Source organism: Microbacterium sp., assembly GCF_031179285.1.
Lineage (GTDB): Bacteria > Actinomycetota > Actinomycetes > Actinomycetales > Microbacteriaceae > Microbacterium.
This window is the reverse complement of record NZ_JAPSHY010000001.1, coordinates 83,572-106,426: the sequence shown is the minus strand read 5'-3', so window position 1 is coordinate 106,426 and position 22,855 is coordinate 83,572. Positions and strand designations below refer to the sequence as shown.

Below are 22,855 nucleotides of genomic sequence, written 5' to 3'. Positions count from 1 at the left end.
CTTCTCCGAATCGGATGACTCGGCATCCGGTTCTATTCATGTGAATGTATCTGAGTCAACGCCGTCGAAGCAACTTTATTCCCGGGCGGTAGCCTCAGAGAATGAGCAGCGCCGAGGCGGACGCCACGAAGCCGGTGACAGGGTCGGTGACCAAACCCCGTCGACGCGTGCCCTTCTGGGACAACGCGCGTTATGCGTGCATCGTCCTCGTCGTCCTGGGGCACGCGATCCAGCGCCTGATCTACGACTCGGACATCGCGCTGGCGTTCTACCTGACCGTGTATGCGTTCCACATGCCCGCCTTCGCGATCATCTCGGGCTATTTCTCCAAGGCGGGAGCGCCGACGAAGCTGCAGATGGCCAGGGTGATCACCGACATCATCGTTCCCTATGTGATCTTCGAGCTGCTCTGGACGCTCACCAAGTGGCTGGTGGAAGGCCAGGCCAACCCGAACCCGACGCAGCCGTCGTGGACGCTGTGGTTCCTGCTCGCCCTCGGGATCTTCCGGCTCGTGCTCCCCTACCTCGCCCTGCTGCGCTGGCCGCTGCTGTGGACCGTCGCCATTTCGATCGGCGTCGGGTATCTCCCCAACGTCGACAGCACGTTCTCCCTGTCGCGCACACTGGGCCTGCTGCCGTTCTTCGCCTTGGGCTGGTGGCTGCGCGAACATGACATCGTCGACCGGCTGCGCCTTCTCGACTTCCGACCGTGGTGGCTGCGCGTCTGCGCCGTCGTGCTGCTGGCGGCGACCGGGTGGGCAGCGTGGCGCTGGATCGACGTCTGGCAGGCGGTCGATCTGCGGCACTGGCTCTTCTACGAGGATGCCTACGCAGACCTCGGCGGAGAGCAGTGGTGGGCGGGAGGCGTCCGCATCGGCCTCATGCTGCTCGCCGTGATTCTCAGCGCCGCGTTCTTCGCGCTGATCCCTCGCGGCACCCACTGGTGGACCCACTTCGGCCAGTACACGATGTACGTCTTCCTCCTGCATTCGTTCGTTCTCTACCCGTTCCGCGAGTCCGGCGCGCTGCGCGATCTCGAGCCGACCTGGCTCTGGCTCCCCCTCGTGACCGTTCTCTCGGTGGTGCTCGCGCTCGCCCTCGCGACCAAGCCCGTGCGGGCGCTGTTCCGGCCGCTCATCGAACCGCGTCCGCGATGGCTCTTCGCGGACGCCCGTCTCGCCAGCCGGGAGGGACGCCGCAACGATCCGATCGGCTCGCGCCGACCCCGCTGACGGTAACGTGGCGCAACACATGTCTCGGCGTGGCGGGTGCGGACGTAGCCTCGGGTCATGGCTGAACTCTCGCTTCCCATCCTCGACCTCTCCCAGCTCGACGAAGGCCCCGACGCCGCTTCACGGTTTCGTGACGAACTTCGTGCGGCCACGCACGACGTCGGGTTCTTCTACCTGACGGGAACCGGGATCTCTCCCGAACTGGAAGCGCGACTGCATCGCGCCGCCCTGGACTTCTTCGCACTCCCGGAGCCGGACAAGCTCGCGATCGAGAATGTGAACAGTCCGCACTTCCGTGGTTACACCCGTGTCGGAGGCGAACGCACGCAGGGCAAGGTCGACTGGCGCGAGCAGATCGACATCGGTCCCGAGCGTGAGCCCGTCGACGGCGGCCCGGCGTTCAACCGTCTCATCGGTCCGAACCTCTGGCCCGCCGCCCAGCCGGAGCTTCGCGAGATCGTGGCGGAGTGGCACGCGACACTGTCGGACGTCGCGCGCCGACTGCTGCGCGCGTGGGCGGAGACACTCGGCGCGGAGGCGTCGTACTTCGACGAGCACTTCGGCGAGCCCTCGACCCTCATCAAGATCGTGCGCTATCCGGGCACCGACGAGCCGGAGCCCCAGCAGGGGGTCGGAGCGCACAAGGATTCCGGGGTGCTCACGCTGCTCTGGGTCGAGCCGGGGAAGGGAGGCCTGCAGGTCGAACGCGACGGCGAATGGGTGGATGCGCCGCCGGTGCCGGGCGCCTTCGTCGTCAACATCGGCGAACTCCTCGAATACGCCACCGGTGGCTATCTCAAGGCGACGAATCATCGGGTCATCTCGCCCCGGGCTCCCGAGGAGCGGATCTCGATTCCCTTCTTCTTCAACCCTGCCCTCGACCAGCGCCTGCCCCTCATCGAGCTGCCGGAGGACCTTGCGGCCGACGCGACCGGCGTGACGAAGGATCCGGACAACCCGATCCACTCGCTGTACGGCGAGAACGCACTCAAGTCCCGACTGCGCGCCCACCCTGATGTGGCGTCGATCTACCACGCCGACCTGGTCGGAGTGCCGGTCTGACCGCGAGGTGACGCAATCCGCCGGCTCGTGATCTAGCGTCGGATGATGGGCCTACCTTTCTTCACCGTCGGTCATTCCGATCGCACGATCACGGAGTTCATCGCCGTGCTGCACACGGCGGAGATCGATCTGGTCATCGACGTTCGCCGGCTTCCCGGCTCACGACGCAATCCGCAGTTCGACGAGGAGGCGCTGGGAGAGTCGCTCCGTGGCGCCGGCATCCACTTCTCGCGCATCGCTGAGCTCAGCGGCCGCCGCCCGGTGTCGCGGGACGTCCCCTTCGAGGTGAACGCGTTCTGGCAGAACCGGAGCTTCCACAACTACGCCGATCATGCACTCTCAGAAGAGTTCGGCGAGGGACTGAACCTCCTGCGAGAGCGAGGACGACGTCGTCGCACTGCGGTGATGTGCTCCGAGGCCGTGTGGTGGCGATGTCACCGCAGGATCATCGCCGATCATCTCCTTGCTCGCAACGAGGAGGTCATCCATCTGATGGGCGAGAGCAGACAGCAGGCCGCGGTGCTGACATCGGGAGCGGAGGTTCGAGAGGACGGCGCGGTCGTCTATCCGGCATCCGGTGCACTGCTGCAGGAATGACGAAGGCCGCCCCACACCTGGGGCGGCCTTCCAAGAATGTTCTGCGCGATTGAACGCGGGTTCGCTTATCGGCGAAGTCCCAGACGCTCGATCAGCGAACGGTAACGCTCGATGTCGATGTCCTGGAGGTAGCCGAGCAGACGACGGCGCTGACCGACGAGCAGGAACAGCCCACGACGCGAGTGGTGGTCGTGCTTGTGCTCCTTGAGGTGCTCGGTGAGGTCCTTGATGCGCTGCGTCAGCATTGCGACCTGCACCTCGGGGGATCCGGTGTCACCGGGGTGCGTCGCGTACTCTTCGATGATCGCCTTCTTGACGTCTGCTTCCAGTGCCATAGATTCGATCCCCTCTCTGCTTGTTGCGCGGCGCCCGACGCCTGATGCGAGGGCTCTCTTTATCCGCGGCCGATCAAACGGCAACCTGAAGAGTCTACCAGCCGTCGCCGGGTCGGGTCGACCGCGTCGGCGCCGACCGGCGCTCGCTCGGATACGCTCGATCCGTGCAGTCTGACGGATTCCCGACGTGAGCGTCGCTCGAGGGCACCTCATCGACCTGCGCCCGCTGAAGGCGAGTCCTGCCTTCGCCCGGATGTGGATCGGCTCGACCCTCGCGGGCATCGGCGGACAGCTGACGATCGTCACGGTGATGCTGCACGTGTTCGCTCTCACGGGGAGCACGTTCGCCGTCTCGATGATCGCCGTCGCGGGTCTCGTGCCGATGGTGCTCGCCGGGCTCTACGGCGGCATGCTCGCCGACGCCTTCGACCGCCGCCTCGTCGCATTGATCGCAGCCACGGTCGCCTTCGCATCGACGGTCCTGCTCGCGGCACTCACCTGGACCGGCAACGAGACCATCTGGTGGCTGTACGCGCTGAGCATGATCAACTCCGCCGCGAACTCCGTCGGCATGGCGACCCGCACCGCGATCGTGCCGCGGCTCATCCCCCGAGATCTGCTGGCGGCGGCCTCCGCCCTCAACGGGGTGGCTTTCGGCCTCACCGTCATGGCGGGTCCCGCCCTCGCGGGACTGCTGGTCGCTCTCACCGGCTACGGATGGACGTACACGATCGATGTGCTGCTCATGCTGTCGATGTTCCTCGGCCTGTGGACGCTGCCCTCTCTGCGCCCCGAAGGTGACGTCGTCCGCCCGGGCCTCGCGTCGCTCGTCGACGGCTGGCGCTTCCTGAAGAGCGCGAGCAACATCCGGATGCAGTACCTGTTCGACATCATCGCGATGACGTTCGGGCAACCGCTCGCGCTGTTTCCCGCCCTCGGCACCGTGCTGCTCGGCGGTGGCGCCTTCACGACCGGGCTGCTGACCGCCGCGGTCGCCGTCGGCACCTTCGCCTCCAGTCTTCTCTCCGGCCGGGTCGTCCAGTACCGATGGCACGGCCGCGGGATCGAACGCGCCGTCGAGGCCTATGGCATGGCGATCCTGTTGTTCGGTGCCGTGCTGCTGTTCGCCGGCTGGTCGCGTCCGGCGAGCGAGGAGGTGCCGAACGTCGGGCTCATCATCGCGGCATGCGCGGCCCTCGCCCTTTCGGGCGCCGCCGACAATGTGAGTTCGATCTACCGGAACACGATGATGCAGGCGTCCGTGCCCGATGTGATGCGCGGAAGACTGCAGGGTCTGTTCATCGTCGTGGTCGCCGGGGGCCCGCGGATCGGTGCTCTGTACGCCGGCGCCCTCGCCACGGTGACGGCGCTGTGGCTGCCACCGCTTCTCGGCGGCATCCTCGTGATCGCCCTCGTGGCCGTCATCGCCCGCCGGCACCCGCGGTTCCGCGGGTACGACGCAGAGAACCCCGAGCCCTGACGGACCCGGGGTTCTGCGGACGATCACGACGATCAGGCGTCCTGAAGGTGACCCTGCAGCTCGAGGTTGATGGTGACGTCCTTGCCGACCAGGACGCCGCCGGTCTCGAGAGCGGCATTCCAGGTCAGGCCGAAGTCCTCGCGGTTGATCGTGGTCACGGCCGACGCACCGGCCTTGTAGTTGCCCCAGGGGTCGGTGCCGAAGCCACCGAACTCGAAGGCGAAGCTCACCGGCTTGGTGACCCCGCGGATGCTCAGGTCGCCGTCGACGAAGAACTCGCCGTCCTGCACGCGCGCGCCGGTGGACACGAACTCCATCGACGGGAAGTTCTCGGTGTCGAAGAAGTCCGCGGAGCGGAGATGGGTGTCGCGTCCCTCGTCCTTCGTGTCGATCGACGTCACATCGACGCTCGCTTCGACCTGAGCCTCCAGCGGGTTCTCCGGCGCCACCAGCGTCGCACTCTTCACGCCGAAGGTGCCCCGCACCTTCGAGATCATCATGTGACGAACGCTGAAGGTCACTTCACTGTGGGCGGGGTCGAGCACCCAGGTGCCGGGGCGGTAGCCGGGGATGTCGATGCTGGTCATGAAATCTCCTCACAGACGGGTCGCCGCGGTCGCGGCATCAGAGGGGTCAACTCACATGCGTGTGAATGTATTCCAGTGAATGAGAAATTCCGGCAGCATGCAGAAGGCGCCCCGATCCGGCGGATCGGGGCGCCTTCCGGAGGTCGGGTCAGCCGACGGCGACGAGGTCGATGATGAAGATCAGCGTCTTGCCGGAGAGGAAGTGTCCGCCACCGGCAGGACCGTATGCGAGGTGCGGGGGGATGACGAGTTCACGACGGCCCCCGACCTTCATGCCGGGGATGCCGTCCTGCCAGCCCTGGATCAGGCCGCGCAGCGGAAACTGAATCGTCTCGCCGCGCCCCCAGGACGAGTCGAACTCCTCGCCCGAATCGAATTCGACACCGGCGTAGTGGACGGTGACGGTGTCGCCGGGCTTCGCCTCGGCACCATCACCCTCGATGAGGTCTCGGACGACCAGCTCTTCGGGAGCGGGGCCGGTCGGGGCGTCGAACTCGGGCTTTGTGCGATCAGTCATGACTCCATACAACCCGAGCCCCCGTCGCCGGTCAACGCAGACGATGCGCTGAGCGCGAACGGCGTCCCGCGCGCACGGCCGACCCGCTCGATCACCCCCGCTCGGTGATATCGCGGCCGAGCCGCTGCGAGACCCACACCGGGATGAACGAGGCCAGGATCACCACCGTCGCCACGACGTTGACCACGTTGGACTCATTGGGTCGCGCCATCTGATTCATGATCCACAGCGGCAGGGTGTCGACGCCCGGTGGTGCCGTGAAGATCGTGACGTACACCTCGTCGAAGCTCAACGCGAACGCGAGGATGGCACCGGCGACGAGGGCACTGCGGAACTGCGGGAACGTCACGAGTCGAAACGTCTGCCACGGCGTGGCCCCGAGATCCTGCGATGCCTCCTCGATGCTCGGATTGAGCCGTCGCAGCCGAGCGAGCACGTTGTTGAAGACCATCACGATGCAGAAGGTCCCGTGGGCGATGATCATGCCGTAGAAGCCGACCTGGATGCCGATCGGCTCGAGCATCCGGTTGTAGGTGTTGTTCAGCGCGACACCGGTGACGATGCCCGGGAGCGCGATCGGAAGCACGACGAGCAGGTTCACGGCCCGCTGACCGAAGAAGGAATGACGCTGCAGCGCGAAGGCGACGAGCGTGCCGAGGATCACCGCGATGACGGTGGCGCCGCTCGCGACGAGCACCGAGTTCAGCAGAGCCGCACGGACGGGCTCGCTCGCGAAGGCCTTCCCCCACCACTCGAGTGAGAAACCCGTGACGGGCCAGCTGACGATCCTGGCCGCGTTGAACGAGTTGAGGATCACCAGTCCCAACGGCACGTACATGAACGCCAGGATGATGGCGACGAGGATTCCGAGGACCACCTTGGAGGTGCGTGAGAGTCGCAGCATGAGCAGCTCACATCCTTTCGAGTGCGCCGGTACGCTGCACGCCGACGAGATAGAGCACGACGAACACGATCGGGACGAGGGCGAATGCCGCGGCCAGCGGCGGATTCAGGTTGATGTTCGAGGCGATGACGCTGCCGATCATCTGGGTGTCGCCGCCGACGAATCGTGCGACGAGGTAGTCGCCGAGGCTGAGCGAGAAGGTGAACACGGAGCCTGCGATGATCGCCGGCTTGATCAGGGGAAGCACGATCGTGCGGATGGTGCGCCACGACCCGGCACCGAGGTCGGCGGACGCGTCGAACAGGTTCGACGGCAGCTGGCGGATCGCCGTGTACACGGGAACCGCCATGTACGGAAGCCACAGGTAGGTCAGCGTGAGCACCACGGTCACGATGGTGAATCCGGGACCCTCGATTCCGAAGGGCGCCAGCATCCAGTTGAAGAAGCCTTCCTTGGTGAACGTGATGCGCATCGCGAGCACCTTCACCAGATAACCGGCCCACAGCGGCAGTGTGATCGACACCGCCAGTACCGCCCGCAGCCAGGGCGAGGCCACCTTCGCCATGAAGATCCCCAGAGGCACGGAGATCAGCAGGGAGAGCGCCGTGACGGCGAGGGCGATGCCGAGGGTGCGCACCGATGTCGACAGGTACGCGGGGTTGATGAGGAGCTGCTCGAAGTTTCGCAGCGTGAAGCCGGGCTTCACCTTGGAGGTGAAGGGATCGGTGACCCAGAACGCCGTCACGAGCAGCATGAACAGCGAGAAGATGTAGATCCCGATGAGCCATGCCATCGGCAGAGCCAGCAGGCCCGCGATCCTGATGCGGCGCTTCATGTCGATCCTGTCGTCGAGGGAACGGTGGAGTGCGGATGCCGGGGCGGAGCCGAAGCCCGCCCCGGCCCGCGGGTCAGCCTTTCACGGAGAGCCAGGCGTCCGTCCACTGCTGGAAGTTGGTGCAGGTCGCCTCTTCGACGCTGCGTCCGTCGATGCACTGCTCGATCGGAGTGGTCCAGAACCACACCTTCTCGAAGTACTCCTCATCGGTCGCGTGGTAGTAGTCGCAGTGCGCCTTCGCCTCATCGCTCGTCTCGCAGAACGCGGCATTCGCCGGAGCCATGCCGAAGTTCATGGCGATCGCGCCGTTCACCTCGGGCGAGGATGCGTAGTCCATCCACGCGTATGCGCAGTTCGGATTCTTCGACTCCGTCGCCAGCATCCAGGCGTCCGACCACCCGGTCGAGCCCTCCTCGGGCAGCACGCTCTTGAACTTGTCGTCCTCGGTGAGCTTGCGCAGCACCTCCCAGGAGGTGCCGAGCACGGTCGTGCCACCGGCGAACGATGTGATCTGGGCGGCGGGGTCGGACCAGTACTCCGAGACGATCTCGTTCTGCTGCTTGAGCAGATCGATGGCCGCGGCCAGCTGCTTCTCGTCGAGCGCGTAGGGGTTCTCGATGCCGAGCTCCGGCTCATGCGCCATCAAGTAGACGGCGGCGTCGGCGATGTAGATCGGTGCGTCGTAGGCGATGACCTGACCCGCATACGGGCTGTCCTTCTCCCACGCGACGTCCCAGCTCGTGGGCTCCTCGGTGACCACCTCGCTGTTGTACTGCAGGATGTTCGCGCCGCGTCCGATCGGGATGCCGTACGACTTGCCGTTGATGGTGTCGTAGATCTGCCCCTTCATTCCCTCGACGATGTCGTCGCCGAAGTTCGGGATGAGATCGAGGTTGAGCGGCTGCACATCGCCGCCGGCGATCAGGCGGAGGCTCGCGTCGCCGGAGGCGGAGACGAGGTCGTAGTCTCCGGTGCGCATCAGCTGGACCATCTCGTCACTCGTGCCGGCGACACGACGGTTCACCACGCACCCGGTCTCGTCGGTGAAGGCGTCGCTCCAGTCGGCCTCGACGAATCCGCTCCAGGCGACGATGTTGACCTCGCCCTCGTAGTCGCCCAGCTTCTCCTGCATGGCGATGTCGGGGACCTCGATCTGGAGTTCGCCCGAGCCCTCGGCGGGCGCGTCGTCACCTCCGGAACAGCCGGACAGGCCGAGGACGGCGACCGCCGCCATCGCAGTGGTCGCCAGGATCTTCTTGCGCATGATCGCTCCTTTGTGATCGGTGATGCAGTGTGGGGTGGTGATTCAGGGCAGCCGGGCCGCATGGTCTGGGGTCCATGCGACCCGGACAGGGTCTCCGCGGCCGAACGCGGCGGCGGACGTCGGGTGGTGCGCGTTGGGGCGCTCAGCGATGATGTCGACGCCGGCGTCGGCCGTCACGAGATACCGGGTGGCGCGCCCGGTGTACACGACCTCTCGTATCGTGCCGGTGAGCGAGACATCACCGGCCGCCGGTGCCTCACCGGGCGCGCTGAGTCGTACCCGCTCGGGGCGCACGCTCATGGTGCGGCGGTCTCCGGTGAGCTCTTCGGCGAGCGCGCCGCTGATGAGGTTGGAGAGCCCGAGGAAACGGGCGACGAACTCGGTCTTCGGATACTCGTAGACCTCACGCGCCGTACCGACCTGCTCGATGTGGCCGTTGTTGAAGACTGCGACGCGGTCGCTCAGCGTGAGCGCCTCCTCCTGGTCGTGGGTGACGAACACGAAGGTGATACCGACCTCCCGCTGAATCTGCTTCAGCTCGATCTGCATCTGCTCGCGCAGCTGCTTGTCGAGAGCGCCGAGCGGTTCGTCGAGAAGGAGCACCTGAGGGCGGAGGATCAGCGCACGAGCCAGTGCGATCCGCTGGCGCTGCCCTCCGGAGAGCTGGTGCGGCAGCCGATCGGCGACATGATCGAGGCGGACCTGCGCGAGCGACTGCTGTACCCGCTCCGTCCGCTCCTGCCGGCCCTCGCCACGCACGCGCAGCCCGTAGCCCACGTTCTCGGCGATCGACAGATGCGGGAAGAGCGCGTAGTCCTGGAACACCGTGTTGACCTGCCGCGCATGCGGAGGCGTCCTGGTGACATCCACTCCGGAGAGGCGGATGGTACCGCTGGTCGCGTCCTCGAAGCCGGCGATCATCCGCAGCACCGTGGTCTTCCCGGACCCCGAGGGTCCGAGCATCGAGAGGAACTCCCCCGGCGCGACCTCGAGGTTCAGGTCGCGGACGGCGGTGAACTCGCCGAAGGATTTCGTCACTCCCGTCAGGGACACCGCACCGCGGAGCGATTCCTCATCGACCTTCGTCGTCGTGGGGGCGATAGCGGCCATCGCGCTCTCCTCTGGTCATCGTCGATCTGGAAAGAATGGACTAAACATATAAACTCAGATGTAATATTTCAAGTGCGAGTTTTGCCGCGTTCCTCGCCGAGGGTGGAGAATCACAGAATGGAATCGCTGTCGACGCCGACCCCGGCACAGGATTCCGAAGAGCGCGCCCTCTCCTCCCCCATGGCGACCCAGCATCCGCACCGGCTGCAGGGTGCGCTGTTCCAGCCCATCGGTGACGAAGGTCGAGCAGAACTGGTCGAACGCCGACTGGTGGACGCGATCACCCGGGGCCACCTTCGCGCCGGCGAACGCCTCCCCTCCGAGTCCGATCTCTCGAGGAGCCTCGGCGTCGCTCCCGTCACCGTTCGCGAGGCACTGCTCGCCCTGCGCGGCCGAGGCCTCGTGGTCACCAGGCGGGGGCGCAACGGTGGCAGCTTCGTCGCCGAACATGCCGACCCGCTGTCGTTCGCCCGGGAGGCGGTGCGCACCTCGTCCCGGCTGGCGCTGCGCGATCTCGGCGCGCACTATGCGGCCATCACCGGCGCGTGCGTGCGCCTGGCCGCGCGGCGCGCCGACCCATCGGAAGCCCAGCAGGTTCGCCGCCGCATGGAACGGCTGGAGGATCTCGACGCGGAGCTGCAGCGGCGATTGCTCGATGACGTGCAGATCGAGCTCGTCGCGCTGAGCCAGTCCGCGCGGCTGACCCGCGAGCAGATGAAGCTGCAGGCCGAGTTATCACCGTACCTGCGGCTCGTCGCACACGATCGTGACGACCGCCGCCGCCAGGGTGCGCATCTGATCGCCGTCATCGACGCGGTCGAGGCGGCCGACGCCGATGCCGCCGGCGAGCGCACCGAACGGATGGTCGCTGAGACCATCGACGCTCTCATCCAGCTCCAATCGCGGATCGGCTGAGAACACATGCCCACCATCGACGTGCACAGGAGGACGCGATGAGCACTGACACCACGACCGCGATCGAGGCCGCAGCCACGATCGTCAGGGACTACTTCTCGTCACCCATCCGGGCGCTGCTCGGCTGGGTCACCCCTCTTGGAGAGCAGGTCGCCGCCGCCGAGCGCAGCGGCCCGCTCACCAGGGCGAAGATCGACGCCCTCGTGCGCCCGTATGCTCTCGAGACGCTCGATCTTCCCGGCGTTCCCGTCTACGGCGCCGGCTTCATCGCGGCCATCGATCTCCTCGCTGACGCGCACAGCCACCTCGCCTGGTGGCAGGGAGAAGACCGCAGGCAGCTCGTCCTCGCCTCGCAGTCGGTGAACAAGGAGAACATCGACTACAGCGCCTTGGAGTGGTACCGGGTGCCGATGTCGACGGGCGACCCTCATGTCGCCGGGCCCTACGTCGACTACCTCTGCAGCGACGAGTACACCATCACCATCGCCGCCCCGGCCGAAGTCGACGGCACGCGCATCGGGGTCGCCGGCCTCGACCTGCTGGTCGCGGCCGTCGAGCGCGAACTGACTCCGCGCTTCACCGCCCTCGGACACGAGGTGACATTGACCAACGGCGTCGGGCGCGTCGTGGTGTCGACGGACCCGCGGTGTGCGACGGGCGACTCCGTCCGCGGCAGCCGGCTGGCCTCGCTCCCCCGAGTCGCGTGCGAGGGGGTAGCCCTCGACGTCATCGTCGAGGACGTCGTCGCAGACCGCTCAAGACACTCTTGACACGCGGTTCTGCCGGGTGCACCCTGATTACAGATCAACTCAGCGCCCGGTAGACATGCAGGCATCGCCGCAGCACCGGGCGCTGAGTCTTGGCACGGGGAGCTTCCGCCCCATCAATACGCCAGCAGCGCCGCCCTGGTCGCCCGCGTACGTATGAGCAACGCGCGCTCGTCTTCTGCAGCGAGGGGATCACGACCGGTCATGGCCCGCTGGCGCACCGCTGCGAGAGCCGTCGAGTCGCGGATGAACTCGCGCATCAACGGCCGGCGATCCCCGCGCAGAGACGCAGCCCACCGCAGCCCCGTCTTCCGACCGGCAGGTGTGGCGAGCATCGTCACCTCCTCAGGGGTGAACCAGCCGGCGGCGGCATAGTCGCCCAGGCGCAGTCGCGTCACGCGGGCCTCCTCACGCCGAAGGGCGATGACCGCGATGATGAACCCGATGAACAGGGGCACCTGAAGGGTGAAGTAGAGACCGAAGAAGTCGGCGAACGTCGCAGAGCCGTTCCAGAAACCGTGCAGCAGGATGGCGCCGAGCATGCCGACCAGGCCCGCTCCGAGTGCGCCACCCGCGCCGGCATGACGTCGCGCGGCCAGGCCGATCGCGAAACCCGTCAATGCGGTGAACATGGTGTGGGCGAACGGCGAGAGCAGGCCACGCAGGATGAAGGTGACGGTCAGCTGTTCGCCGCCGCCTTCGATCAGGCTGATGGCGAAGTACTGGATGTTCTCGGTGAACGCGAACCCGGCACCCACGAGTGCGCCGTAGACGACGCCGTCGACCGGACCGTCGAACGCCCGCCGCGCCGTGAGATAGATCACGAAGACGCCCAGGCCCTTCCAGAACTCCTCGACGATCGGCGCCTGAATCACGGCGGTCATCGCGTCGTCCCGGAAGCCGACGAGCAGCGTGAGCCCCAGATCGACGAGCAACGTCAGGCCGATCGCGGCGATCGCACCCCAGGCGATCGCGAAGAAGACGATGCGCTTCGGCTCCGGCTCCCATCGATCGATCAGCCGCACGCCGAGGAAGACGATGGCCAGCGGGATGAGAGCGAGCGCCATCCCGACGCCGGACGCCACGGCGCCGAGCGCCCACACGAAGTATCCGATCAGCCCCAGCAGGAGGAACCCGAGAATCCCGAACAGCCAGATCGAGACGGTCCTGCCCTTCTTCGCGGGAACCGGCAGGCTCGGAAGCGACGGAGCCGGCGACGGGGCCACGGGCGCCGGCGGCGCGTAGTGCGCCGGCTGCGCGAGCGCCGAGGCGTACGCCGGCTGCTGCGAGAACTGCGGCGGCGTGTAGCGCGACTGCGCGTACTGCTGCGCCGAGTACTCGGAAGCGGGTTGCTGCGCAGGCGGCGGCGTGTAGGGCGAAGGCTGCTGCGGCGGGAACGGTCCTCCGGAACTCATAGCCAAAGCATATGGGCACAAGCCCGGTCGCCGTGCTCTGGCGACATCCTCCAGGCACGTCGAATGCGCCAGCGGGTAGCGTAGAGGCATGCGGTTCGCTCATCTGCGCCGTGCCGATTCGCCACGTCCCGCTCTCGCGGTGGTGGAAGACGCCGACGCCATCCTCGTCTCCGATCTCCTGTCCGACGCTCCTGCCACCCTGCAGGAGCTCATCGAAGGGGGCACGGCGACGCTCGACGCCATTCGCAGCGCTCTGCCCTCGAGCGGCGCGGCCCGGCATCCGCTCGGCGATTTCGGCTACGCCTCTGCGGTGATCGGTCCCCCCGCGGTCCTCGCCGTCGGGCTGAACTACGCGGCGCACTCCAGCGAGCTCGGTCTGAAGACCGACAGCGCGCCCACGGTGTTCACCCTGTGGCCGAACTCGCTCACCGGGCACGAGCAGACGACCTCATGGCCGCGTTCGCTCAGCGAGTCCGTCGACTACGAAGCCGAGTTGGGGGTGCTCATCGGAGCTCCGGCGAAGGATGTGTCGGCCGACGATGCTCTCGCGCATGTCTGGGGATACACCGTCGTCAACGACATCACCGCGCGCGACATCCAGTTCGCCGAGGCGCAGTGGTCTCGCTGCAAGTCGTTCGATGGCTTCACGCCGACCGGTCCGTTCGCCGTCACCGCCGATGAGGTGCCCGACCCGCAGGATCTGCACATCTGGACCGTCGTGGATGGTCGCACCGTGCAGGACGCATCCACCGGCCAGATGGTCCGCTCCGTTGCGACCCTGATCGCGCACCTCTCGCAGTCGCTGACGCTGCTGCCGGGAACCCTCATCTCCACGGGAAGCCCGGGCGGCGCCGGATACTCCCGCGACCCGCAGATCTTCCTGCGCGATCGATCCACCGTCACGGTCGGGATCGACGGGCTCGGCGAGTTGACCACGCACTGCCGCATCACCGGCTGACGCGATCGCACCTCGCCGGCTGCCGTCGTCATACGACAAGGGCGGATGCCGAAGCACCCGCCCTCGTCGGTGGTCTCACGTCTCGATGAGATCTTCGGATGCGATGATCGGAATGGCCGCTGTCGCCGTCTCGAGCCCCGACAGGCGCGCTGGCGAGAGCTGCTTGACGACCTCCTCGCGCGACATCAGCCCTGCTTCGACGACGAGGTCCGCCACGTTGCGGTTCGTCAGCAGCGCCGTCTTGGCGAGAGCGGCCGATGCGGCATAGCCGATGAACGGGGTCAGGGCCGTCACGACGCCGACCGATGCGCCGACCATGGCACCCAGGCGATCGAGGTTCGCGGTGATCCCGTCGACGCAGTTGACGCGCAGCGTCCACATCGCCTGGCGCATCCAGGTGATCGACTGGAAGATCGAGTGCGCGATCACCGGTTCGAAGGCGTTGAGCTGCAGCTGCCCGGCCTCGACCGCCATCGTGACCGTCATGTCGGCACCCGCGACGGCGAAGGCCACCTGGTTGACGACCTCCGGGATGACCGGATTCACCTTCCCGGGCATGATGCTGGAGCCGGCCTGCTTCGCGGGCAGGTTGATCTCGCCGAATCCGGCCTGCGGGCCCGAGGAGAGCAGGCGCAGGTCATTGCAGATCTTGGAGAGCTTGATCGCGTTGCGCTTGAGCGACGACGAGAAGGACATGAACGAGCCGGTGTCGCTGGTCGCCTCCACGAGGTCGCTCGCGGTCACGAGGTCAAGGCCCGTGATCTCACGCAGGTGGCGCAGCACCGCCTTGGCGTAGTCGGGGTGCGTGGTGATCCCGGTGCCGATCGCGGTGGCGCCCATGTTGATCTCGAAGAGCAGTGACGCGTTCTCGGTCAGGCGCTGGTGATCGTAGCCGAGCGTGGACGCGAACCCGTTGAACTCCTGCCCGAGGGTCATCGGCACGGCATCCTGCAACTGCGTGCGTCCCACCTTCAGCACGTCATGGAACTCGACGGCCTTGCCGAGGAAAGAGCGGCGGAGCAGATCGAGCTCGTCGAGCAGCGACTGCAGGTTCAGCGAGAGACCGATCTTCACGGCCGTCGGGTAGACGTCGTTGGTGGACTGGCTGCGGTTGGTGTGATCGATCGGAGAGAGGTAGGAGTAGTCGCCCTTGGGCCGCCCGGCGAGCTCGAGCGCGATGTTGGTGATCACCTCGTTCGCGTTCATGTTCGTCGAGGTGCCCGCACCGCCCTGGATGACGCCGACGGTGAACTGATCGTGGAATTCGCCGTCGATGACGCGCTGCGCGGCCCGGTCGATGAGGTCGGCGCGCTCGGCGTCCAGCACGCCGATCTCCCGGTTCGCGCGGGCGCTGGCCTGCTTGACCATAGCGAGTCCCCGCACCAGATCTGGATACACCGAGATCGGGCGCTTCGTGATCGGGAAGTTCGCATCGGCGCGGGCGGTGTGGATGCCCCAGTACGCGTCGGCTGGCACCTCCATGCTTCCGAGCGAATCGGTCTCGGTTCGGGTGGGGGCAGGCGCGGCAGAAGCCATGTCACATCCTTGTGGGTCGTGGCGGGTGGGAACGTGGGGGATGCTCCCAGTCTACGCGGCTCAGCGAGGCGGTTTTCGGGAGAAGGCGTCCAGGCGCTCCGCCGGTGTGAGAGACGCCATCTGCTCGAGCCACTGCTCCGAGAAGTAGTCCCCGGTCGGGGCGTCGGTCACCGGCACGACCGTGTGAGTGATCGTGTCGGGGCGCACGTGGACGAGCTGGAACGACTGCGCGGCATCCATGCCGTTCACGTCAGCGGCCGGCCGCGCCACGTTCATCGTGTAGCAGGTCGCGGAGGCGACGCTGACCGGCACGCCCGCGAAGGTGCCGCTCGAGGAGTAGTGCAGGTGGCCGGCCAGGATCCCTCTGACGTCGCTCCCGCGGATGACCGCGGCGAGCTCGTCCTGGTGCTGGAGTTCGAGGATGTCGAACAGCGGCAGGTGACTGGGCAGCGGCGGGTGATGCATCGCCAGGAGGGTGCCCAGCGGCGCAGGATGCTCGAGCTGCTCACTCAGCCAACTCAGCTGCGCCTCATCCAGATCGCCGTGGTGCCAGCCCGGCACGCTCGTGTCCAGCGCGATCAGCCGCAGCCCGTCGAGGTCCCAGACGCCCGTGACCGGCTCGAGCGTCGGCGGGAGGTCCAGCAGACCCTCTCGCAGGGCCGGCCGCTCGTCGTGGTTGCCGGCCACCCACACCACGACCGCCCCCAGCTCGGCGGCGACGGGCTCGACAGCCTCGCGCAGACGTCGATACGCCTCCGGCTCGCCGAGGTCGGTGAGGTCACCGGTGATCACGATGGCTGCAGGGGCGTCGTGGACGGCGCGGATGGCGTCGAGGGTTCGCGCGAAGTTCGATTCGACGTCGTAGCGGCCGGCCAGGTGAGCGCCTCCCGCGAGGAAATGCGGATCGCTCGCATGGATGATCACGTGCGATGCCGGCTCATGTCGGCCGAAGACGTAACGTCTCTGCGTCGGTGTGGACATGCGATCAGCCTAGGCGGCGGGGCACCCGAACGCCCCGCCGCCAGGACGATGATCACTCGGGCTCCTCGAACGCGGGCTCAGTGCCCGATGACGATGATCAGGATCCCCGCGATCACGGCCAGCGCACACACCGTGAAGCATGCGTAGGCGCCGACCAGCGCGAGCCGCTTCTGGCCCTCGGTGAGAGGACTCTTCTTCGCTGCCTTGGCGGCCTGCTTCGCGGCGCGCTTCAGCTCCTTCTCGGAGATGACGGTGATCGCATCGGTGAACTCCGCCGGACTCACGACCGGCGCGTGGCCACTGCGCACCAGCATGCGCAGGCCCAGCGCATAGAACGTGACGATCGTGGCGGCGCCGAGGAGCGCCGCGGCGAAGACCTGGATGAAAGCGAACCAGTTGATTCCCATCACTTCGACTCCTCGCTGGCATCCGCCGCGGAGGGCGGATCGACCGGGATCGCACCCGGGGCAGACGTGGACTTCGACGCGGCCGACGCGGCCTTCGACGAGGACTTCGACGAGGATCGCGACGCGGCCTTGGTCCGCTTCGCCTCGTCCTTGGCGGACTTCCGTGCCTGCGCCCTGGCCTTCGCCTCGGCCTTCGCCTGCTCGATGCGCTGCTGACGGCGCGTCGGCGGCGGTGCGTCCGGCAGCTCGACCGCGAGCCCCGACTCGGCGACATCGCTCATCGCGTTGGCGTGAGTGACGGCGTCACGGCGCGAGCGCAGGTACAACCCGACGATCACCACCAGGGCGAGGACGGCGTCGATCGCGACGCCCCAGTTGCCGAGCCAGACCACGAGAAGCGCGGCGAGGGCTCCGACGGCACCGGCGGCGGGAAGGGTGAGCAACCAGCCGATGGCGATACGGCCGGCTGTGCGCCAGCGCACCGTGGAGCCGCGGCGACCGAGGCCGGAACCGATCACCGAACCCGAAGCGACCTGGGTCGTCGACAGAGCGAACCCCAGGGCGCTGGAGGCGAGGATGGTCGCCGCCGTCGAGCTCTCCGCGGCGAAACCCTGCGCCGGCTTGACCTCGGTGAGCCCCTTGCCGAGGGTGCGGATGATCCGCCAGCCGCCGAGATACGTTCCGAGGGCGATGGTCACGGCACACGCCACGATGACCCACAGTTGCGGTTCGTGGTGCGCCCCGGACTGCCATCCGACGGTGATGAGAGCGAGGGTGATGACACCCATCGTCTTCTGGGCGTCGTTGGTGCCGTGGGCGAGAGCCACCAGCGACGAGGTGAAGATCTGGCCCCAGCGGAAGCCGTCGCGGCCGTCCGGCTTGCCGTCGTACCTGCGGGTGATCGAATAGGCGAGTTTCGTGGCGGCGAAGGCGATGATCCCCGCGGTCAGAGGAGCGATGAGGGCCGGGAGGATGACCTTCGACAGCACCACCGAGAAGTTCACGCCCGACACGCCGACGCCGACCATCGTCGCGCCGATGAGACCCCCGAACAGCGCGTGCGAAGAGCTGGAGGGAAGCCCGAGAAGCCAGGTGAGCATGTTCCAGGTGATGGCGCCGATGAGGCCGGCGAAGATCAGCGAAGGCAGGATGCCGTGGCTGATCTGGTCCTCCCGTACGATGCCGCCCGATACGGTCTTCGCCACCTCGGTCGACAGGAAGGCTCCGACGAGGTTCAGTACCGCGGCGAGGAGCACGGCGGTCTTCGGCTTGAGGGCACCGGTCGCGATGGGCGTCGCCATCGCGTTGGCGGTGTCGTGAAAGCCGTTGGTGAAATCGAAGAAGAGTGCCAGCAGGATCACCAGCACGACGATGAGGGCTGCGGTTTCCACCGTTCGCTTTCGGTCGTTTGAGGAAGGGAGATGCCGACGTGATCGGCGTGATGAACGAAGAGTTCACCGCGGGTTTGTCTTCCGTTTACCGGCCCCGCTAAATACTCCCACCCTCCCCGGTGCCGGTCAACTTGACCTGGGATAGCGTTGAGCGGTGACCAATGCTCCGCTCGCTGACCGCCGCTCGCACATCCGGACTCACCATGGCGACACCTTCGAGGATCCGTACGAATGGCTGCGCGAGAAGGATTCACCGGCCGTGATCTCGCACCTCGAGGCCGAGAACGCGCATACCGATGCGGCGACCGCGCACCTCGCAGGCCTCCGTGAGGAGATCTTCCAGGAGATCAAGGGCCGTGTCCTCGAGACGGACCTGTCCGTGCCCACCCGCCGCGGGGACTGGTGGTACTACAGCAGAACCGAGGAGGGCGCTCAGTACGGCATCCATTGCCGCGCCGCGGCCGCACCCGACGACTGGACTCCTCCGCTGCTCGAGCCCGGTGTACCGGTGCCCGGCGAGGTCGTGCTGCTCGACGGGAATCAGGAGGCTGAGGGCCACGACTTCTTCTCGCTCGGCTCGTTCGCCGTCTCCGACGACGCGAGCAGGCTGCTGTGGTCGACCGACTTCGAGGGCGACGAGCGCTACACCATCCACGTCCGTGACCTCGTCTCCGGTGAGCGCTTCGCCGACGAGATCGAGAACACCGGCGGTGCCTTCTTCACGCCGGACGGCACCGGCATCCTCTACACCACGCTCGACGACTCCTGGCGGCCAGACACCCTGTGGCTTCACCGGCTCGGCACACCGGTCGCCGACGACGTGAAGATCTTCCATGAACCCGACGAGCGATTCTGGCTCGGTGCCGGCATCACGCGCAGCCGGCGATACCTCGTGATCGGTGTCGGCTCCAGCATCACGAGCGAGGAGTACATCGTCGACCTCGAGGGTCCGGTCACCGCCGAGCCGCGCCTGGTGTGGCCTCGCCGGGAGGGTGTGGAGTACTCGCTCGAGCACGCGGTGGTCGACGGCGAGGATCGGCTTCTCATCCTCCACAACGACGACGCGCTCGACTTCGAGCTCGTCTCGGTGGCGGCATCCGACCCGGAGGGAGAGCGACGCGTCGTCCTCGCCCACGAACCCGGCCGTCGCCTCATCGGGGTCGACGCGTTCCGCGACTATGCGACCGTCGAGTTCCGCAGTGAGGGACTCGAACGCGTTGGCCTGCTCGACTATGGCACGGGCGACGTCGAGCAGCTGTCGTTCGATGAGCCGCTCTATTCGGCAGGGGTCAGCGGCAACCCGGAATGGCACTCGCCGTTCCTGCGACTGGGTTATGCCTCGTTCGTCACTCCGGGCACCGTGTACGACCTGGAACTCGCGACGCGCGAGCTGGTCCTGCGCAAGCAGCAGCCGGTGCTCGGAGGCTACGACGCGACCGAATACGGACAGAAGCGCGAATGGGCGGTCGCCGCTGACGGAACGCGCGTGCCGATCTCGCTCGTCTGGAAGCGCTCGTTCGGTGAGCCCGGCGCGGCACCCCGGCCCGTGCACCTCTACGGTTACGGGTCGTACGAGCACTCCATCGATCCCGGATTCTCGGTCGCCCGGCTGTCCGAACTGGACCGCGGCGTCATCTTCGCCGTCGCCCATGTCCGCGGTGGCGGCGAGATGGGGCGACAGTGGTACGAGGACGGCAAGCTGCTGAACAAGCGCAACACGTTCACCGACTTCGTGGCGTGCGCGGAACACCTGATCGCTACCGGCATCACGTCTGCCGACCGTATGGTCGCCGAGGGCGGCAGCGCCGGCGGTCTGCTCATGGGCGCGGTCGCCAACGTCGCTCCCGAGAGCTTCGCCGGCATCCTGGCATCCGTCCCCTTCGTCGATGCTCTGACCTCGATCCTCGATCCCTCGCTCCCGCTCACCGTGATCGAGTGGGATGAATGGGGAGACCCGCTGCACGACGCCGGTGTTTACGAGTACATGAAGTCGTACACCCCGTACGAGAACGTCCGCGAGGGGGTCGACTACCCGCGGATCCTCGCCGTGACCTCGCTCAACGACACGCGCGTGCTCTATGTCGAGCCGGCGAAGTGGGTGGCGCGGCTGCGAGAAGCGGGCGCGTCCGACGTGCTGCTCAAGTGCGAGATGGTCGCCGGGCACGGCGGGGTCAGCGGCCGGTACAACTCCTGGAAGGAGCGGGCGTTCGAGCTCGCCTGGCTGCTCGACACGCTGGGGCTCGCCGAGTCCTGACGCGTCGCGCGGCTACCGGCTCGAGTCGCGCCGCGCCCGGGTCAGGAGAAATCCCTGTCTCAGGACGATTCTGCAGAAATCCTCCTGAGGCGGGGATTTCTCCTGTCCAGGATCACGGCGACTTCCCCTTCACAGGGCGCCTCCCGCGGTCGTTGTGCACATCCGGGCCGTCAGCGTTCCGAGATGCCTCGGAGGTGCGGCATCCTCGACGTCATGATTCCGCTCGAAGAATGGATGCGGCAGCACGACGGCATCGCGCACACCGCATCGTTGCGAGACGCCGGATACACCGTCACACGATCCGCAAGGCGGTCGCCGGCGGGCACCTGATCAGGATCCGTCGACTCTGGCTCGCTGACGCGCGCTGTACCCCCGAACGACGCGCGGCGGCGGCCATCGGCGGCAGGGTGACGTGCATCACCGCAGCGCGGACATCGGGACTGTGGAACGCGTCATCCGACCACCTCCATGTCGCAGTCAGCAGTCACGCGTCACGATTCGACCGCGGAGAAGCGATCGTGCACTGGTCGTCCGGGCCCATCCCCGTCACCGCTCGCGAAACAGAGGAACCACTCTTCAATGTCCTGTTCCATGTGGCCCGCTGCCTCGAACCGGTGCACGCACTCGCCGTCTGGGAGTCCGCACTGCGACAGCGGAAGGTGACGCCGGAAGAGCTTCTCCGCATCCGCTGGGGATCTGCCGAGACCGAACGGTTCGCGTCGATCGCCGGAGCGCTCTCGGATTCCGGCGTGGAGACGCACTTCGTGTGGCTCATGCGCACGATCGGTGTCGTGGTGAGGCAGCAGGTCTGGATCGAAGGCCATCGAGTGGACGCACTCATCGGCGAACGCCTCATCGTGCAGATCGACGGCTTCGAGCACCACTCCCTTGCCCGCGATCGACGAAGGGACATCCATGCCGATGCGCGACTGGTACTGCGGGGCTACACCGTTCTTCGCTTCGACTACCAGCAGGTGCTGTTCGATCACGACCATGTCACACAGACCGTGCGGATCGCGATCGCTCAGGGGTTGCACCTCGGCCGGTGACGACCGGGAGATATCTCGGAGTCAGGAGCGATCCCTGCGGATCATCCTGAGGCGCGGATTTCTCCTGACTGCTGGATGCCGCGAAGGTCTCGCGACAGCAGCGCCGCGAGGGCGCTGAGAGCGCTACGACGGCGCGGCGAGGGTACTCCCCCGCAGATCCGGGAGGCTCAGCCGAAAAGCGTGGCCGCCGCATCGTAGCGGTTGCGGGGAACGGTGTTCAGCTCGCCGAGCGCCTCGGCGAAAGGCACGCGGACGATCTCGGTGCCCTGCAGCGCCACCATCTGACCCCAGGCGCCGTCGACGACGGCATCCGCTGCATGCATGCCCAGCCGCGTCGCGAGCACGCGGTCGAACGCCGACGGCGCTCCCCCGCGCTGGATGTGTCCGAGGATCGTCGCGCGGGTCTCGATGCCGGTGATGCGCTCGATCTCCGGAGCAAGCTGGTCGCCGATGCCCCCGAGGCGCGGACGATTGAAGGCGTCGAGGCCCTTGTCGCTGTAGGCCTCGTCCATACCGCTGAGCTTGAACCCCTCGGAGACGACGACGAGCGGTGCCCTCCCACGACTGTTGGCGCTGGTCACCAGGGCGGCGATCTCCTCGAGCGACATCGGGACCTCGGGGATGCAGATGACGTGCGCTCCCGCGGCCATGCCGGCGTGCAGCGCAATCCAGCCGACGTGTCGACCCATGACCTCGGCGACCATGCAGCGGCGGTGGGAATCGCCCGTGGTTCGCAGGCGATCCATCGCCTCGGTGGCGATGTTCACCGCGGTGTCGAATCCGAATGAGTAGTCCGTCGCCCGCAGGTCGTTGTCGATGGTCTTCGGGACGCCGATGACGTTGATGCCGTCCTTGGCGAGCCGGTCGGCCGCAGCGAGTGTCCCCTCGCCACCGATCGCGATGATGCCGTCGATCTTGTGCCCGTACAGCGTCTTGGCGATGTTCTCGGCTCCGCCGCGCTCGCCCTCGTAGGGGTTCGTGCGGCTGGTGCCGAGGATCGTGCCGCCCACCTTGGACAGACCCTTCACCTCGTGCCGGGTGAGCGGGAAGAAGTCGCCGTCGACGACGCCGCGCCAGCCGTCCCGGATGCCCACGAACTCAAGGTCGTAAACCTCGGTCCCCTTGAGCACGACCGCGCGGATCACCGCGTTCAGGCCCGGGCAGTCTCCGCCGCTGGTCAGGATGCCGATCTTCATGCTGGATGCCCTCAAAGGTTCGGGAAAAGGGGACGCCGGCGACGCTGCCTGCCTCGACACTAG

Annotated in this window: 22 protein-coding genes; 9 read left to right on the top strand and 13 right to left on the bottom strand. The window is 67.0% G+C overall.

The features are described from left to right. Positions 1–101: 101 nt before the first annotated feature. Genes RIN18_RS00525 through RIN18_RS00515 form a run of 3 tightly spaced genes read left to right on the top strand, consistent with a single transcriptional unit; the run spans position 102 to position 2,891 of the window. Positions 102–1,232, top strand: a complete 1,131-nt coding sequence (locus RIN18_RS00525) for an acyltransferase family protein (protein ID WP_309101976.1) — start codon at positions 102–104, stop codon at positions 1,230–1,232. A 57-nt stretch (positions 1,233–1,289) separates the two neighbouring features. Further along, positions 1,290–2,294 carry a 2-oxoglutarate and iron-dependent oxygenase domain-containing protein gene (locus RIN18_RS00520; protein WP_309101975.1) on the top strand — a complete coding sequence of 335 codons (1,005 nt, stop codon included), beginning with the start codon at positions 1,290–1,292 and terminating at the stop codon, positions 2,292–2,294. Between the two features lie 45 nt (positions 2,295–2,339). Then, entirely contained in the window at positions 2,340–2,891 is a 552-nt protein-coding gene (locus RIN18_RS00515) for a DUF488 domain-containing protein (RefSeq protein WP_309101974.1), read from the top strand. A gap of 65 nt (positions 2,892–2,956) precedes the next feature. Here RIN18_RS00515 and rpsO read toward each other — a convergent pair whose 3' ends face one another. Next, entirely contained in the window at positions 2,957–3,226 is a 270-nt protein-coding gene (rpsO, locus tag RIN18_RS00510) for a 30S ribosomal protein S15 (RefSeq protein WP_055993247.1), read from the bottom strand. Positions 3,227–3,413: 187 nt separating this feature from the next. Between rpsO and RIN18_RS00505 the strand changes: the two genes are divergently transcribed. Then, positions 3,414–4,706 carry an MFS transporter gene (locus RIN18_RS00505; protein ID WP_309101973.1) on the top strand — a complete coding sequence of 431 codons (1,293 nt, stop codon included), beginning with the start codon at positions 3,414–3,416 and terminating at the stop codon, positions 4,704–4,706. A 32-nt stretch (positions 4,707–4,738) separates the two neighbouring features. On the opposite strand, the gene RIN18_RS00500 is transcribed toward RIN18_RS00505, so the two are convergent. The 6 genes from RIN18_RS00500 to RIN18_RS00475 form a co-directional block, all read right to left on the bottom strand. After that, positions 4,739–5,293 carry a YceI family protein gene (locus RIN18_RS00500; protein ID WP_309101972.1) on the bottom strand — a complete coding sequence of 185 codons (555 nt, stop codon included), beginning with the start codon at positions 5,291–5,293 and terminating at the stop codon, positions 4,739–4,741. 148 nt (positions 5,294–5,441) lie between these two features. Next, positions 5,442–5,810, bottom strand: a complete 369-nt coding sequence (locus tag RIN18_RS00495) for an FKBP-type peptidyl-prolyl cis-trans isomerase (RefSeq protein WP_309101971.1) — start codon at positions 5,808–5,810, stop codon at positions 5,442–5,444. Between the two features lie 91 nt (positions 5,811–5,901). After that, entirely contained in the window at positions 5,902–6,714 is an 813-nt protein-coding gene (locus RIN18_RS00490; protein WP_309101970.1) for an ABC transporter permease, read from the bottom strand. A gap of 7 nt (positions 6,715–6,721) precedes the next feature. Continuing rightward, positions 6,722–7,549, bottom strand: a complete 828-nt coding sequence (locus RIN18_RS00485) for an ABC transporter permease (RefSeq protein WP_309101969.1) — start codon at positions 7,547–7,549, stop codon at positions 6,722–6,724. A 73-nt stretch (positions 7,550–7,622) separates the two neighbouring features. After that, positions 7,623–8,813, bottom strand: a complete 1,191-nt coding sequence (locus RIN18_RS00480; RefSeq protein WP_309101968.1) for an extracellular solute-binding protein — start codon at positions 8,811–8,813, stop codon at positions 7,623–7,625. 42 nt (positions 8,814–8,855) lie between these two features. Then, positions 8,856–9,923: an ABC transporter ATP-binding protein gene (locus tag RIN18_RS00475; RefSeq protein ID WP_309101967.1), complete on the bottom strand. Its 1,068-nt coding sequence runs from the start codon at positions 9,921–9,923 to the stop codon at positions 8,856–8,858. A 117-nt stretch (positions 9,924–10,040) separates the two neighbouring features. On the opposite strand from RIN18_RS00475, the gene RIN18_RS00470 reads away from it, so the two are divergent. After that, positions 10,041–10,838 carry a GntR family transcriptional regulator gene (locus tag RIN18_RS00470; protein ID WP_309101966.1) on the top strand — a complete coding sequence of 266 codons (798 nt, stop codon included), beginning with the start codon at positions 10,041–10,043 and terminating at the stop codon, positions 10,836–10,838. Positions 10,839–10,876: 38 nt separating this feature from the next. Continuing rightward, entirely contained in the window at positions 10,877–11,608 is a 732-nt protein-coding gene (locus tag RIN18_RS00465; RefSeq protein WP_309101965.1) for a cache domain-containing protein, read from the top strand. Between the two features lie 113 nt (positions 11,609–11,721). On the opposite strand, the gene RIN18_RS00460 is transcribed toward RIN18_RS00465, so the two are convergent. Next, entirely contained in the window at positions 11,722–13,020 is a 1,299-nt protein-coding gene (locus tag RIN18_RS00460) for a PrsW family intramembrane metalloprotease (protein ID WP_309101964.1), read from the bottom strand. A gap of 88 nt (positions 13,021–13,108) precedes the next feature. Between RIN18_RS00460 and RIN18_RS00455 the strand changes: the two genes are divergently transcribed. Further along, the gene (locus RIN18_RS00455; protein ID WP_309101963.1) at positions 13,109–13,978 is read left to right on the top strand and encodes a fumarylacetoacetate hydrolase family protein; all 870 of its coding nucleotides are present in this window, start codon (positions 13,109–13,111) and stop codon (positions 13,976–13,978) included. Positions 13,979–14,053: 75 nt separating this feature from the next. Here the strand turns inward: RIN18_RS00455 and RIN18_RS00450 are convergent, their stop codons facing one another. The 4 genes from RIN18_RS00450 to RIN18_RS00435 all read right to left on the bottom strand — a co-directional run bounded on the left by RIN18_RS00450 (position 14,054) and on the right by RIN18_RS00435 (position 18,293). Next, the gene (locus RIN18_RS00450; protein ID WP_309101962.1) at positions 14,054–15,514 is read right to left on the bottom strand and encodes an aspartate ammonia-lyase; all 1,461 of its coding nucleotides are present in this window, start codon (positions 15,512–15,514) and stop codon (positions 14,054–14,056) included. A gap of 60 nt (positions 15,515–15,574) precedes the next feature. After that, positions 15,575–16,495, bottom strand: coding sequence for a phosphodiesterase (locus RIN18_RS00445; protein WP_309101961.1), 921 nt, complete (start codon positions 16,493–16,495; stop codon positions 15,575–15,577). A gap of 77 nt (positions 16,496–16,572) precedes the next feature. Beyond that, positions 16,573–16,902, bottom strand: a complete 330-nt coding sequence (locus RIN18_RS00440; protein ID WP_309101960.1) for a peptidase — start codon at positions 16,900–16,902, stop codon at positions 16,573–16,575. Beyond that, a complete protein-coding gene (locus tag RIN18_RS00435; protein ID WP_309101959.1) occupies positions 16,902–18,293 on the bottom strand; it encodes an anion permease in 1,392 nt (463 codons plus the stop codon). The genes RIN18_RS00440 and RIN18_RS00435 overlap by 1 nt, the downstream gene beginning before the upstream one ends. A gap of 154 nt (positions 18,294–18,447) precedes the next feature. On the opposite strand from RIN18_RS00435, the gene RIN18_RS00430 reads away from it, so the two are divergent. Continuing rightward, entirely contained in the window at positions 18,448–20,547 is a 2,100-nt protein-coding gene (locus tag RIN18_RS00430) for a S9 family peptidase (protein ID WP_309101958.1), read from the top strand. Positions 20,548–21,065: 518 nt separating this feature from the next. Continuing rightward, the gene (locus RIN18_RS00425; RefSeq protein WP_309101957.1) at positions 21,066–21,596 is read left to right on the top strand and encodes a DUF559 domain-containing protein; all 531 of its coding nucleotides are present in this window, start codon (positions 21,066–21,068) and stop codon (positions 21,594–21,596) included. Between the two features lie 167 nt (positions 21,597–21,763). Here the strand turns inward: RIN18_RS00425 and RIN18_RS00420 are convergent, their stop codons facing one another. Further along, complete coding sequence (locus RIN18_RS00420; protein ID WP_309101956.1) at positions 21,764–22,792, bottom strand: 6-phosphofructokinase; 1,029 nt, start codon at positions 22,790–22,792, stop codon at positions 21,764–21,766. Positions 22,793–22,855: the final 63 nt, after the last annotated feature.

Coding starts and splice junctions, on each gene's coding strand:
- RIN18_RS00525 (WP_309101976.1), top strand. CDS start 102: ATGAGCAGCGCCGAGGCGGACGCCACGAAGCCGGTGACAGGGTCGGTG.
- RIN18_RS00520 (WP_309101975.1), top strand. CDS start 1,290: ATGGCTGAACTCTCGCTTCCCATCCTCGACCTCTCCCAGCTCGACGAA.
- RIN18_RS00515 (WP_309101974.1), top strand. CDS start 2,340: ATGGGCCTACCTTTCTTCACCGTCGGTCATTCCGATCGCACGATCACG.
- rpsO (WP_055993247.1), bottom strand. CDS start 3,226: ATGGCACTGGAAGCAGACGTCAAGAAGGCGATCATCGAAGAGTACGCG.
- RIN18_RS00500 (WP_309101972.1), bottom strand. CDS start 5,293: ATGACCAGCATCGACATCCCCGGCTACCGCCCCGGCACCTGGGTGCTC.
- RIN18_RS00495 (WP_309101971.1), bottom strand. CDS start 5,810: ATGACTGATCGCACAAAGCCCGAGTTCGACGCCCCGACCGGCCCCGCT.
- RIN18_RS00490 (WP_309101970.1), bottom strand. CDS start 6,714: ATGCTGCGACTCTCACGCACCTCCAAGGTGGTCCTCGGAATCCTCGTC.
- RIN18_RS00485 (WP_309101969.1), bottom strand. CDS start 7,549: ATGAAGCGCCGCATCAGGATCGCGGGCCTGCTGGCTCTGCCGATGGCA.
- RIN18_RS00480 (WP_309101968.1), bottom strand. CDS start 8,813: ATGCGCAAGAAGATCCTGGCGACCACTGCGATGGCGGCGGTCGCCGTC.
- RIN18_RS00475 (WP_309101967.1), bottom strand. CDS start 9,923: ATGGCCGCTATCGCCCCCACGACGACGAAGGTCGATGAGGAATCGCTC.
- RIN18_RS00470 (WP_309101966.1), top strand. CDS start 10,041: ATGGAATCGCTGTCGACGCCGACCCCGGCACAGGATTCCGAAGAGCGC.
- RIN18_RS00465 (WP_309101965.1), top strand. CDS start 10,877: ATGAGCACTGACACCACGACCGCGATCGAGGCCGCAGCCACGATCGTC.
- RIN18_RS00460 (WP_309101964.1), bottom strand. CDS start 13,020: ATGAGTTCCGGAGGACCGTTCCCGCCGCAGCAGCCTTCGCCCTACACG.
- RIN18_RS00455 (WP_309101963.1), top strand. CDS start 13,109: ATGCGGTTCGCTCATCTGCGCCGTGCCGATTCGCCACGTCCCGCTCTC.
- RIN18_RS00450 (WP_309101962.1), bottom strand. CDS start 15,514: ATGGCTTCTGCCGCGCCTGCCCCCACCCGAACCGAGACCGATTCGCTC.
- RIN18_RS00445 (WP_309101961.1), bottom strand. CDS start 16,495: ATGTCCACACCGACGCAGAGACGTTACGTCTTCGGCCGACATGAGCCG.
- RIN18_RS00440 (WP_309101960.1), bottom strand. CDS start 16,902: ATGGGAATCAACTGGTTCGCTTTCATCCAGGTCTTCGCCGCGGCGCTC.
- RIN18_RS00420 (WP_309101956.1), bottom strand. CDS start 22,792: ATGAAGATCGGCATCCTGACCAGCGGCGGAGACTGCCCGGGCCTGAAC.